We start from the raw sequence: 13,716 nt of genomic DNA on the forward strand, positions 1-13,716 counted from the left end.
CTCTGAGAATATTGAAGAGTATTGTTGCAAATACCTGCAATGAGCCGTTCAATGTCAGAAGTAGAGGAGGTTTTCTTTTTAAAAAGTCCCATCAGCCTTTAGGTGTTATTTCAACATTAAAATAGTCTGCTGTTTTTTCTATTAAGCCTCGAGGAATTTTTACAGCAATGTCTTCCGGGCAGACATTATTTTGTTCTATATGGTATTTATTTTTGCAACGCATCAAGATTTCTCTAACGCTTTCTTCAATGGGGAGTATAATCCCCTCTATCTGTGCTGGTTGTTCTTCTTGCAGGGTGGGTGTGGCCGCGGCATTGGGTTGAAAAGAAAGAAGCTATTATTCGCCAAAAAGATTCCCTGAGGCAAAGCGAGTACGGAGCGATAGCCATCGACTAAAATACGTTTGACATTGTAATTGTTTAACTTGCGGGACAAAGCAATAGCAAGCAGCGGTCCCTTTTGCTGATGGGCAGGCGTGTTTTTTTGGAAAAGATAAATTTCTTTTATCCGATCTCGAACTGAAGCCAAAAACTGCCTGGCAGCAGAAGTGATAGTTGGGCTCAATGCATGATATAGAACAAATTGACCATTATTTAATAAAGCTAAGACGGCCTGGCATGGTCCAAAATTTTCTGAGTAAACCATATCGCCTTGTATACTGTTGTTTATGCCTGCACGGTAAGTAGTATTCAACAAGCCACATTCTTGTATAATGAGAAACCGGATCTCATCGACCGTCCCTTCCGCAGGGAGGCGATTATCGACTTGGTTTGTCAGTTGTTGCAACTTTTCCGAGATAGCATCGCTCCCAATTAAATTACATTTTTCTTTGCGTTTTCCTTGTGTAAGAAAGAGTCTGCCAGTATCACTATCTACCACGGGATCTATTGTACCATTGCGGTTGATATAATAAAGTTGGAATGGAGCGGTTTCCCCTTCTCTCGCAAGAAGATAGGTATTATAGTCATTAGGGGATGCGGTGACAGTGGTAATTGCCTGGTTTACCAGCTTGAGTTGGCAAGTCAGATATTGACTGTTCCATGAGATTGTTTCACATTGGTAGATATCCAATGGAGATGGCGCATTATTATTGTTTGCTTTGTATGTTTTCATAAGCACTTAAAATAAAAAACGTTATATTTTGCCAAATTGTATATTATGTGCTCATTAATGTCTAATTCGAATATTCTAGAAAAAACGATGTGGTGAGTTTTTCGACTGTCATGCAGGTTTGTTAATATCGAGGCGGGCTAGATTATATTCACGATCCAGATATGGAGTAGTTTGTGTCATGCTCTAGAGGCATAGCATTTTCATTATTTTGTTGATTTTGTTCTTGTTTAAAATTCTGTAGGCGGTCCCTGTAATGGCTAGCGTGACACACCTGTGTTATCTTGGGGAGGTGAAACCCCAACTCCTCCAAATTGCATGCGTCAATAGATGCTTCTTTCCAAGCTTTTGCAGACCCGGAATTGGGCTTATCTTTAATGTGTTCAAGGATAGCTTGGAGTTTTAATTCATTCGAATCCAGTCTCTCTAGTGATTTTAAAAAATTGGATGTTTGGACTTGAACCCCAAACCCTTGTGTTTTTAATTTTATATAAGCGTTTTTAAATTGACTGATTATCTTTTCAATTTGTTCCGGTCGATTTAGAACCCATCGCAGCTCTGAAGAATTATCCTTACGAGTAATCAGTTGATCATTAGGATTAAGACCTCGTGCCAAGGCATTTTCAACACAACTGACACGTGCATCACGCTCAGAGATGATTTGTCTGTAATCGCTGATATGTGGATTTTTAGGATCGTTTGCTTCCAGATTTAAAATATATGCCCTAACGCTTTGTAATGTGTCCATATCAAAAAAAGGAAGTGCGTGGGGTTCTTCTTGTAATTTTTCTTTCATGGCATCAATGGCTAATATGGGGTTTTTATTGTGTATCATCCCATAACCTTGGGATTTAACCGCCTCATTTAATTGATTAAAGTAATGCTCAACAGTTTTTTCCTGTTGCCTCTCATCCAGTTTATTTTCTTTTATAAAAAGATCTTTAATGATCTGAGGAATCACTAATATCAAATTCAAGATATTTGCTTTCAATTCTTTTAATAGTGATTCTTTATTATAACTGGCAGAAATCAACTTGTTCATTAGTAAATTATAACCGGTGTTAAGCAGAGCAAATTTTCTTTTCGTGATAGATTGTACTGCCTCAGGATCGGCATTTTGTGCAGCGCTTACTAATTTTCCCGCAGAATAGACTGCTTGTGGATTATGTAATACAGTGTTGGATATTCTATCATCATCCGACTGCTCTATTGGTGTAAACATATGTTTATACCGCGCAGGCGCACCCGCGTGTAATAGTTCCATTGAAGTTGTAGAGCAGTTTTTTAAATATAAATTAAATGCTGTTGTTTCTGGTGCAATGGCACTTGCTTTTTTTAACATTTCTTCCATATTAAAATCTTTTAAGATTTTATTTTTGGTAGGTAAACCTCGAATTATGTTTTTACTAACTAAATTTGAAGTAGAAACATTTGATTCTAATTTTAATGAAGTGATTGATTCAGATAGAGAATGAATTACTTCTTTTGTTTGTTTAATATCATTTTCTAGAGGTTGGTAGATAACTTGTAAGGCTTTTTCAATATCCTGGAGTTTTTGTTCGTATTTTTGCTTGCTATTTTCGAGAGCTTCCAGTGAGTCGCGCGGAATAGCATCCCATTTCTCTTGAGTCTGGTTTATTTGATCTTGTTTTACACTTTCCAGGCTTTCTAATATAAAACGAATTTGTTCAGAGGCCAGTTCTTCAGATGACATTATTTCATCAAATTGCTCCTTATTATTCGCATTGGATAACCATTCACATAGGCTCTTAATCTCATCATTCATTTGAGGGTTATCTTGGGCTAAAAGATCATTCATTTTGCCTATATAAGAATCACAATAAACGACATATGGTCCTAGCTCTTCAATATAGCTATTTTCCTGATTTTGAATTGTTGATATTTCATCTTGTAGTTCCTTTTCAATAGTTTGAAGTTTTTGTCCATACTTTTGTTTTCTACTTACAAGACCTTCCCATGAATTGCGAGAAATGGCTTCCAGTTGCTGTTCAATCTGGTTTATTTGAGCCTGTATATTTTGCATATAGTCTTTTTCTTCATTGACTAGGGTTTCTGTTATAAAACGAATTTGCTCAGAAGAAAGCTCTTTAGATGACATTATTCCATCAAATTGGTCCTTATTATCCTCATTGGATAAAGATCCACACAAACTCTTAATATCATCATTCATTTGAGGGTTATCTTGGGTAGAAATATGATTAAGTATGTCTATATAATAATCATAATAATCGGCATATTGTTGTTGATCCTGAATATACTTATTTTTTTGCTCCTCTAGACTTTCTATTTCTTTTGCTGCTTTTGGATCAGGTGATTCCAAACCAGTACGGGCATCTTGCAGTTTTTTTTCAAGGTATTGAAGCTTTTGTTCATAGTCCAGTTTTCTTTTTTCTAAAATTTCTAAGGTTTTTACTTTTGGGTTAAGTGAAATCTCTTCCAGTTGATCTTTAATTTGGTTTAATTTATCTTTTAGCTCTACGATACCGGCATTTTTCTTGTTTTTAAGAGTCTCTAATATAAAATGAATTTGCTCAGTAGATAGCTTTTCAGATGAGATTATTTCATTAAGCTGGTCTTGATTGTCTTTGTTGGATAGCCAATAACATACCTCCTTCATATCATCATTCATTTGAGGATTATCTTCATTTAAGAGTAGCTCAAGATTTTCTTCATAATAATCACAATATTCAGTAAATTCTTTTAGGTCTTTATAACATTCTTTTTTTTGAGCTTTGAGTTCCTTTATTTCAGCTGAAGGAAGGTACAATTTTGTTGCTTCAGTTTTTATTTCCTCTTTTATTTGGGCTAAAGCAACAGTTTTTTGTTGGTACAGTTCTTGAATATCTTTAAATAAATTTTCTGCCTCTGTTTTAGAAATTTTCTTTTCATTTAATATCTTGTGGCATAGTTCTTTATTAGGTAGCTGGTCTTTGAATCGCTCTATTAATACAAGGAAATTAGTAGACTTGATATCTTTGCTTTCCCATTTTGATTCGGTGTGAAACTCTTTTCCTTCTGTAAAGTAATTAAGCCACAACACCCCGACAGCAGACTCTTCTTCCTCCAGACGATATTTCTTCATCTTAAGATTAAGAAATTCATTTCTAGCAGAACTTTCCACTTTGGAGTTCAGATTTCGCACAGCAACTGGGGCCGTATCAATTAAATGACTTTTGCCCAAAAAATCTTTCCTTTGCTTAACTGTAGCATATCGCTCTTTGATTTCAGGTGGCAATGTACTAAAAGTGTCAGTTGAAAGAGCAAACTCGAATCCTTTGCGTTCACTAATTATATCTTCACGCAGTGTATGTAAGTGATTAGGCCAAAAACTCCAATAGACTACATAATAAGGTTTACCTCCAATATATTTCATTGTATGAGGAACTCTATCCGACCCATCGTCGTTAACGCAGTATTGCTTAATAAGCTTTTGATTTTCTTCATTGACTGGAAGACGCATAGTTAAGGACACATGCCCCACATCGTCCCCTCTAAATTTTTGCCTCATTACATTTTTTAACCCATTCCCAATTTCTTCTTTTGTTCCCCAAGTTTTTATTTCTACCGTATTACTCCAATCATAGGCTTCATCACGTTGCCTGAAAGCATCAAAATCTTTCTGTGAATTAGTGAACGTTCCATTATTGATTTTATTAATCCATTCAGAAGGACAATTATCTAATATCCGATTTAAAAGTCGGTCTTTAGAGGGAAAATTATCCGGAAGAGTATCAACCATCGTTTTTATCTGACTAATTCGACGTAAATAGCCAAAATTGAGTTCACGTGCCTCACCTAAAGATTCTTGAGTTTGCGTATTAAGCAAATTGTCTATTTGGGTTTGAATTGGGTTTTCGCCTAACCCATCACTAAAAAGCTGGTCAAATACTTCAATATATTCATGGATAATTTGCTGAGCTACTTCAGATGATTCAATACGGTTACTTAATTTTTCTAGGCTAGAAATTCTTTGATCGATGTCTTTAAATCGTTGTTCAGTGTTCATACTGTATAGACCATTATACTTAAATAATTATATTTATATTATAGATGATCAATGTGATTGAATTATAATCAAAGAAGATGATTATAAAAATAGGAGGCTTAGGGGTTAGAGTTTGAGTTACAGTATATTATACTATGATAATGTACCCCTATATAAGCGGAGTTCTCTAAGTAGGATAGCGCTCTAAAAAGGTGATTATATGTCTTTTTTTCGCTTCTTAATAAATAGACTCAATCATTTGGTTAACCGAATCTATGAGAGGGATGGTAATTCAATAACTCCTTCTGAATTAACATCACATCACATCCTGGATTACGAGAAACAGTTTCAAAAAAATCAAGAAGCAATCTACTATTCCCAAGAAATATTGCAAGATCTAATCAATAAAAGACTGAGAGCATTACTGTTTCACGCAAAATCAAAGTCTCCTTGGTATAAAAAAAACGTTAGCAAAAATCAACATAGAGAATTTCACCAAACAACGATTAGGCGAACTTCCTACCATCAATAAAACCATTTTAATGGAAAATTGGGACGCAATTGTCACTAACCCTAAGCTTTCATTGGCTGTAGTTGAAAAGCATCTGAGTGAAAAAAATGATAGGCTCGACACATTGTACCTGTTTTCCCATTATCAGGTTGTGTCGACTGGAGGCAGCAGTGGGAAACGAGGCATATTTATTTATGATTGGAATGAATGGATTACATTTTACACGGCATTTAACCGCTACCCACTCTACAATTACGAACGAACCCAAATGGTAACTAACAAACTGAATGCAAATTCAAAAACCGTTAGCTTGTTTGTAACCAACACTGCCATTGCAGCTTATTCTTTGGCAAAAACCTTTAAACACCATAATGACAATATATATTTTCTGCCTATGGCTGTAACACCATTAAATATAGTAATTACTCGTCTCAATCAAATTATGCCTGATATCTTAACTGCTGCCCCTTCATATGTTCACAAAGTATGCCAATTAGTTCAAAAAGGAGAAATAAAAATTGAACCCAAGATTCTTTTTGTTAGTGGAGAACCACTTTTCGATCAGACCCTGGCTTTAATCAAAGAAACTTGGCCTAAAGTGGATATTTTTAATTTATTTGGCTGTACTGAGGGAATGGTCGGGCTAAATTGCCGCGCTAATATGGATGAGATGCATTTGAATGATGATCAATGTATTATTGAGCCTCTGGATGAACAAAATCGTCCTGCTGATAAAGGAATTATGGTCTCCAAAATGTATATCACCAATTTATATAATTATACTTTGCCGTTAATCCGCTATGAAAACTCAGATGAGATTTTATTTCTAAATAAAACTTGTGATTGCGGTATTCAGCATCAGCTCATAAAAGCACCTAAAGGTCGACCTGGATGTGACTTTAATTATCCTGGCAATATTTTTGTACATCACTCGCTTTTTTTAGGAGCGCTTCTGCTAGAAAAAAATATTCAAGAATATCAAGTCGAACAAACAATAGATGGGGCTAATATTAGAATTGTAACCACTGGCTCTATAAATAAGTCCCAATTGCAAAAGAATATACGCTTACGATTAAGCAAAGTAGGCTTGATTGACGCCAAAGTGAATATCATTGAGGTACCTGAAATTAAATATTTGTATTCGGGTAAGCTGAATCGTTTTATACCATTGAGTTCGAACCCAGCTGTTTAATAGTAGTGGCCAGAATTATGCCTAAGACACCACAGCACTAACTTTAACGGGTAGGAGATATTAATTTTCATCATAGCTACACAAAACAAGGTGAGTGTTACTTCCTCCTGCGCCATAGCTAGAAACACCGGCTACATAGTGCTCTTTTATTTTAGGAAAATCTTCAAATTGAGTGGCAATATATATGGGTGAGTCTTCCAACATAAAATCCGGGTTAGGAGTTTCAAAATTAATTGAAGGAACAATAGCTTTATTTTTGAGCATCAGTACTGTTTTAATGATTGAAGCCATACCGGATACAATACCGGTGTGACCTAGGTTACTTATTACCGAGCTTATTGGACAACGTTTTGTTCTTGTAACGTCTTTGAACGCTTTTTTTAGGGCATATATTTCTGTTGCATCACCTAGTTTCGTAGAGGCGCCATGAGCTGCAATATAATCAAGATCACCTGGCTCAACCCCGGCATTTTTCCAAGCGGACTGCAAGCAAGTATATTGACCATGAATTCCTGGTGCCATAAATCCTTCTTTTGAAGAATTGCCATCATTATTCATAGCAGCGCCAATAATAACAGCATGGATTAGATCATGATCTGCGATTGCATCTTCAAGTCGCTTTAAAACAACCAACCCAGCACCATTTGAGTATAAAGTACCGCAGGCTGAAGCATCAAAAGAATGACAATGACCGTCAGAAGAAAATAAGCCATTCTCTTCATAAATATACCCAACTTCCTGGGGTAAATCGATTAAGACCGCGCCTGCAATTGCCATATCACATTGGTGACTATTTAACTCTCTACAGCTTTGGATCACAGCTGTCAAAGAAGATGAGCATGCTGTATATAAATCAATAGAACTTCCCTGAAATCCAAATTGATAAGAAATATAAGGTGCAATTACTTTTGAATAATACCTTTCTATCGCTTTTTGAGTATTAATCGCTTCGTAGTATGCTGCGCCTAAAAAATGGGAGGCTGGTTGGTTATTTGCACCAATATAAACAGCCGTATTTTTGATGAAGTTATTTGAGTGATTTGCCTGACTTCTCATGCTACTCAAAGCACGATAAGTTAAATGAGACATCACTTTCCCTTGAACACCCAACAATTCAAAATTTTTGGTGGTATTTTCAAACGGAGGGATATCAAACGACTCTAAGTCATCTAATATCCCCCTATAGGGTTTGTAATAGGGATTAGCGATTAATTGCTCTGAAATACCCGACTGCTGTAATTGCTCTGCAGAAAATTTACTGACAGCTTCTTTGCCAAACCTCAATAGGTCCCAAAAGTCATCAAGATTATTGGCTCCAGGAAATTTTATAGCCATACCTACAATGGCAACCTGGTTTGAGTGGTTATTTGCATTCATTATTTGAAGGCTCCCTTTTTTCATGCTAACAATTTAATAGACACTGGCCAGATGGAATATAATGGGGTTCCTTAAAGTATAAGTCATTTTCTTTAATTTGAATTAAAGAACTATCAAACCCTGGTCATTTTTCCTAGAGATTGCCCTCGCTAAATGAAACTCAACAGTTTCTCTTTATCTATTTTCCCATTTTCTTTTATTGGAAATTCACTTAACCACATGTAATGTTCTGGAATCATATAATCTGGAAGCCTGGTTTTTAAAAACGATTTAAGTTCAGCACTACTAAGCTCTATTTGTTTGTTATGAGCAATTAAGAAGACGATCATTCTATGATCAAGAAAATCCACCTTCTCGCAGACAACAACTGCATCCTGAATGTTGGGGTGCTCTAATAAATGATATTGTATTTCCCCTAATTCAATACGTATACCATGTATTTTTACCTGATCATCCTTACGGCCTAGAAATAATAATTCATGCTCTTTATTCCAACGCACTATATCTCCAGTACGATACATTTTTTCTCCAGGCAAGTAAGGATTGTCTATGAAAGATGCCTGAGTAAGTGCTGGATTATTTAAATAACCCTGAGCTAATCCAACCCCAGAAATATATAGTTCTCCAGGTTCGAAACCAGTTAAATTAAGCTGCTTATCTAACACAAAAAACTGAATATTCTGGATAGGTTTTCCAATTGGAACCGTACGATAACGCTTGTGCTTTTCACAAATAAAATATGAAACGTCTATTGTGGCCTCTGTGGGTCCGTATAAATTGATTAACAGTGTTTCTTGATCTTGAAATAGCTTATTAAAAAGATTAACACTTTTCGCATCGAGCGCTTCCCCACTTGAAAACACGTATTTTAAAGATCTTAAGCGATTCATCGAAAAATCTTGTTTAATATAACTTAAAAATATGCGTAATACAGAAGGTACAAAATGAATAACGTTTATCTGATATTGCTCAATCATATGAATAAATAACTTAATATCATGTTCTTTTCTTGGCGGTAAAAAAACGACTCCAGCGCCTGCAACAGACCACCAACAAGTCTCCCAAACAGAAATATCAAAACAAGTATGCGTTTTATGAAACAATACATCACTTCTTTGCAATGGGAATGTGTTTTGCATCCATAGAATTCGATTAACCAAGGCCTGATGTAAAATCATGACGCCTTTAGGTTTGCCTGTAGTACCTGAAGTGTACATCACATAAGCCAAATCTTGTTTTTCTCGACGCAAATTTAAATTATCGTATTTTTCATGGCTCACATCTGCATGAATGCTTAAAATTTGAAGATCATCTTTATCATATACCCCAGATTTTGCTGTCAATAATGAGCTATCATCAACAATTAGGAATTGTATTTGACTATCTTCAAGGATAGTTTGGTTTCTAATTGCTGGAGCAAAGGGGTCCAATGGTAAATAGGCACCTCCTGCTTTTAATACTGCAAAGATTGCCACAGCCATTTCAAAAGAACGCATGAGTTGAATGCCGACAATTCCATTTAATGGCAGGCCTTTTCTTTGCAGATATCTTGCATATTGATTGACTTTTTTATTAAAAGCATCATATGAAATTTGGCGATCCTCCAAATAAATAGCCGTATTTTCTGGACATTGCTTTACTTGTTCTTCAAAAAAGGAGCAAATTGTTGTGTGCTGTTCAAAAGACTTCATTTTATAAAGCCCCTCTATTGTGTATTAATTGATGCAAAGCTTCGAAATGAGAATTTCATGCATCTGTGAGGTCCCTTCAATAATCTCCATTACTTTAGCATCTCTATAATATCGCTCAACAGGATAAGTTTCATCGAAACCAGCTGCACCAAATATTTGCAATGCATGATTAGATACAAAAACAACCATTTTTGAAGCAACATATTTTGCTATTAATGTTTCAGCAATGTATGCTGGATTTTTTTGTTGTCTAAGTTCTCCTGCATAAAAACACAATTCCCGGGCAGCTTTAACTTGCACAACCATCTCAGTTATCATTTTTTGAATTAGCTGATGCTCATCTAATGTACGCTCAAATTGTTTTCTTTCTTGAGTATAGGCACGAGCTGCATCCAGGCATGCTTGCCCTAAACCAACGCACCCATACGCTGTTGTATAGCGTCCTTCATCTAAAGCTGTTTGGATAACATAAGTAAAACCGATACCGATACTACCTAATAGATTTTTTTTAGGGATTCGGCAGTTATCAAAAAAAATCTCTGCCAGCATATTAGAGCGTAAACCTAAAAAATTAGGCATAGGTGAAATAATTAAGCCTGGTGTATGCTTTTCAACCAAAACTGCAGTTGGCTTCCCTTGGCAGTTTGTTAACACTAAAAACAAATCAGCTATTTGCCCTAATGTGATGTACTTCTTACTCCCTTTAAGAATGAATTCATCGCCTACATCCAACAACTGAGTTTCAACATGTTCCAAATCACTACCAATATTAGATTCAGTTAAAGCTAATGCAGCTAATGTTTCCCCTGATGCAATTCGGGGTAACCAGATTTGCTTCTGCTCTTTCGAACCAAACTGTATGAGTGACTTACTCACCATACCCAGCACAGTTAAAATATTTGCTAAGGAACAAAGCTCTTTTGCAAACGATTCATGCATGATGCCGATGGTCAATTCATCCCATTGTTGGCCGCCAAATCGTTTGGGAATGCAAGCGCCCAGAAAACCATTTTGGGCTAAGGTATAAAAAAAATCGCGCGGAATGTTTCGTTCTTTATCAAAGATTTTCGTATGGGAGTGAAGGCAATTTTCTATGAATTGATTAAAGAATCGCTGTTGCTTCACGTATTGCGGTTGGTAATTGGGCAAAGTTCCTCTCCTTATTCATATTGATAAAATCCTTTTTTTGTTTTTTGTCCAAGTAGCCCCGCATCTACCATATTTCTTAATAACCAGCATGGCCTATACTTCGGATCGTTTAGCTCTGAATATATGGTTTCCAAAGAATAAAGAACAGTATCTAAGCCAATTAAATCTGCAGTATGCAGTGGCCCCATCTTATGCCCAAAACACTGCTTAAATAGAATATCAATGTCTTCGATTGATGCAATGTTTTCCTGTACCATAAAAATGGCTTCATTAATGAAAATCATCATTGCGCGATTACTCACAAAACCCACCGAATCCTTAACCACGATCATTTTTTTATGTACTTGCTCAAGTAACGATCTGGTTCTTTCTATGGTCAATTGGTCAGTATGATATCCCTTAATTACCTCTACCATTGGCATTATCGGCGCTGGATTCATAAAGTGAACACCTATCACGCGTTGAGGATGTTCAACAAGCGATGCGATTTTAGTAATAGATATGGAAGAGGTGTTTACCCCTAAAATACAAGTTGAGCTGCATTGTTCATTTAATATCTGATATAATGCTCTTTTCTGTTCCCAGTTTTCTGGGATGTTTTCAATAATATATTCTGATTGCTTGAGCTCATCTAATTTTGTTGTAAATGAAATGGATGCCAATATCGTTTCAATACAGTGTTTCGATTCTAAATTTCGAGTTAATACCAGATAGTGTAAATTTTTAACTATAGTAGCTTTCGCTTTGTCTAGTTGAGATTGGAGATTATCGATTAAGGTGACGTAAAATCCGTATTGCGCAAAAAGTTGCGCAATACCTGAACCCATTGTCCCTGCGCCTAGAAGAGTAAGTTTTGTTTGTTTCATGTCGTTTGTCCACTCTGTATGCATTATACAGCCAAACCTTATCACGGTTATTCGAACTGAATTATAATTTACTAGAAATAAAACAAGCGATAGCATCAATACTAGTTAACTGATTCGGATCAAATTCACCGACCTCAAGATCAATTTTATATTTCTTCTCTATAAACACTAGTAATTGAATGAAAAATAAAGAATGCATTGCGCCTGTATCAAAAATATTATCCGAATAACCAATATCCTTAATTCTAAAAGAATTGAGTAAAAACAGCTTTACTTCATCTTTAATGCGCTTAATTTCCATTAGATCTTCCTGTTTTATTTATAAGGATCATCTTATTATTCTAGATAATAAAATATATAGATATAGTATCGTCAAGTTTCATTTTTTGAAAACTGGCCAAAGTGAGAACCTAAAGCTATAAATATCTTATAGAGTATTTTCAATTTCCCTCATAAACGAGTTTTATATGGACAAAGAAAAAAGTAATATTCTTTATGTTGATGATGAAGAGAATAACCTTACTGCTTTTGTTGCGACATTTCGCCGTCATTTCAATGTGTATACTGCTACTTCAGGACGCGAAGGTATAGAGATTATGCGCCGTAATAATATTCAAATTGTTATTACGGACCAAAGAATGCCAGAGATGACTGGAGTACAATTTTTAGAATCTATTATTCCTGAGTACCCCAATACCATTCGTATGATTTTAACGGGCTTTACTGACATTGAGTCGATTATTAAGGCCATCAATACGGTCGGTATTTCGCTATATTACTAAGCCATGGGATCCGGTTGAACTAAAGATTAATATTGATACTGGTCTTAAGATGTTGAATCTTGAACAAGAGCGATTGTCTTTAATTGAAAAACTAAACCATGAAGTATTATATCAAAAACGGGTTATGGAGCTGTTTCAAAAATATGTCCCTAAAAATGTAGTCGATGAAATTTTAAATGATCAGGAAGAAACTTCTCTGACTCGTGGCGAATACCGTATTATTTCAGTTATGTTCGCAGACATACGTCAATTTACCTCAATATCCGATAAATTGGGCCCTGATAAATCGGTGGAACTGCTTAACGCTTATTTTGAGTTAATGACCCAAAAAATACGGGACCATCATGGCAGTGTTAATAAACTAATTGGCGATGGAATTTTAGCTTTATTCGGTGCACCGGTTTCGCATATTGATAATCAGTTGAATGCTGTATTTGCAGGATTAGCGATGATAGAAGCACTCAAAGAATTCAATGACAAACACCGTGATGAAATCGGCCATGATATTGCTATTGGGATAGGTATTAATACGGGAGAGGTGATCGTTGGCAATGTGGGTACTAGTGAACATATGGAATATACTGTTATCGGTGATACTGTAAATACCGCTTCACGAATAGAAGAGCTTACTAAAAATAATCCCAATACGTTATTAATCAGTGAAACTACTTATAAACCTATTGCTAATGAAATTTTGGCTGAGGAATTAGAGCCCCAAGTGATTCGAGGTAAGAAGGAAAAACTCAAACTTTATAGAGTTCTTGGAAAGAAAACATGAGTTTTGAGGCAATAAAAACAAGGAGGTTCTGGTATCAGAATGTACTTACTGCTTTTCTTTATGCAATAGGTGGGCTTGCAAGTAATATTTGGACTATTTCAAATACAATGGTAACTCCCCTTTGGCTTCCCTCAGGTATAGCTTTGGCTATGGTACTCCGATATGGGAATCATGTTTTTCCTGGGATAGTGGTCTCCGAAATAATTGTTACTGCAGTACTAGGCAACATAATGTCCTGGCAAAACTGGGGTGCA

The 13,716-nt window shown here is 35.7% G+C and carries 13 protein-coding genes; 5 read left to right on the plus strand and 8 right to left on the minus strand.

Annotated elements, in window-relative coordinates; all coding sequences use genetic code 11:
- Positions 1–91 precede the first annotated feature (91 nt).
- The 3 genes from OK13_RS15915 to OK13_RS11965 all read right to left on the minus strand — a co-directional run bounded on the left by OK13_RS15915 (position 92) and on the right by OK13_RS11965 (position 5,137).
- A complete protein-coding gene (locus OK13_RS15915) occupies positions 92–223 on the minus strand; it encodes a hypothetical protein (protein WP_277619305.1) in 132 nt (43 codons plus the stop codon).
- 44 nt (positions 224–267) lie between these two features.
- A complete protein-coding gene (locus OK13_RS11960; RefSeq protein WP_035891074.1) occupies positions 268–1,113 on the minus strand; it encodes a hypothetical protein in 846 nt (281 codons plus the stop codon).
- A gap of 148 nt (positions 1,114–1,261) precedes the next feature.
- Entirely contained in the window at positions 1,262–5,137 is a 3,876-nt protein-coding gene (locus OK13_RS11965) for a coiled-coil domain-containing protein (protein WP_035891077.1), read from the minus strand.
- 199 nt (positions 5,138–5,336) lie between these two features.
- On the opposite strand from OK13_RS11965, the gene OK13_RS15510 reads away from it, so the two are divergent.
- On the plus strand, positions 5,337–5,648 hold the full coding sequence (locus OK13_RS15510; protein ID WP_241480555.1) for a hypothetical protein: 312 nt from the start codon (positions 5,337–5,339) through the stop codon (positions 5,646–5,648).
- A 10-nt stretch (positions 5,649–5,658) separates the two neighbouring features.
- Complete coding sequence (locus tag OK13_RS11970; protein WP_241480556.1) at positions 5,659–6,819, plus strand: phenylacetate--CoA ligase family protein; 1,161 nt, start codon at positions 5,659–5,661, stop codon at positions 6,817–6,819.
- Between the two features lie 60 nt (positions 6,820–6,879).
- Here the strand turns inward: OK13_RS11970 and OK13_RS11975 are convergent, their stop codons facing one another.
- The 5 genes from OK13_RS11975 to OK13_RS11995 form a co-directional block, all read right to left on the minus strand.
- Complete coding sequence (locus OK13_RS11975; protein WP_035891081.1) at positions 6,880–8,196, minus strand: beta-ketoacyl synthase N-terminal-like domain-containing protein; 1,317 nt, start codon at positions 8,194–8,196, stop codon at positions 6,880–6,882.
- A gap of 149 nt (positions 8,197–8,345) precedes the next feature.
- Positions 8,346–9,887: an amino acid adenylation domain-containing protein gene (locus OK13_RS11980; protein WP_035891083.1), complete on the minus strand. Its 1,542-nt coding sequence runs from the start codon at positions 9,885–9,887 to the stop codon at positions 8,346–8,348.
- Between the two features lie 24 nt (positions 9,888–9,911).
- Positions 9,912–11,036, minus strand: coding sequence for an acyl-CoA dehydrogenase family protein (locus OK13_RS11985; RefSeq protein ID WP_035891084.1), 1,125 nt, complete (start codon positions 11,034–11,036; stop codon positions 9,912–9,914).
- Between the two features lie 11 nt (positions 11,037–11,047).
- The gene (locus tag OK13_RS11990) at positions 11,048–11,902 is read right to left on the minus strand and encodes a 3-hydroxyacyl-CoA dehydrogenase family protein (RefSeq protein ID WP_035891086.1); all 855 of its coding nucleotides are present in this window, start codon (positions 11,900–11,902) and stop codon (positions 11,048–11,050) included.
- A gap of 61 nt (positions 11,903–11,963) precedes the next feature.
- Positions 11,964–12,203, minus strand: coding sequence for an acyl carrier protein (locus OK13_RS11995; protein WP_035891089.1), 240 nt, complete (start codon positions 12,201–12,203; stop codon positions 11,964–11,966).
- Between the two features lie 166 nt (positions 12,204–12,369).
- Between OK13_RS11995 and OK13_RS15515 the strand changes: the two genes are divergently transcribed.
- From OK13_RS15515 to OK13_RS12005, 3 genes are all read left to right on the plus strand, one after another.
- The gene (locus OK13_RS15515) at positions 12,370–12,684 is read left to right on the plus strand and encodes a response regulator (RefSeq protein ID WP_241480557.1); all 315 of its coding nucleotides are present in this window, start codon (positions 12,370–12,372) and stop codon (positions 12,682–12,684) included.
- Positions 12,632–13,462 carry an adenylate/guanylate cyclase domain-containing protein gene (locus OK13_RS12000; RefSeq protein ID WP_241480558.1) on the plus strand — a complete coding sequence of 277 codons (831 nt, stop codon included), beginning with the start codon at positions 12,632–12,634 and terminating at the stop codon, positions 13,460–13,462. Before OK13_RS15515 ends, OK13_RS12000 begins: the two co-directional genes overlap by 53 nt.
- Positions 13,459–13,716: MASE1 domain-containing protein (locus tag OK13_RS12005; RefSeq protein WP_035891090.1), on the plus strand; the 258-nt coding region annotated here is incomplete at its 3' end. The genes OK13_RS12000 and OK13_RS12005, both read left to right, overlap by 4 nt.

Origin of the sequence: Legionella norrlandica (genome assembly GCF_000770585.1) — a bacterium.
GTDB classification, from domain to species: domain Bacteria; phylum Pseudomonadota; class Gammaproteobacteria; order Legionellales; family Legionellaceae; genus Legionella; species Legionella norrlandica.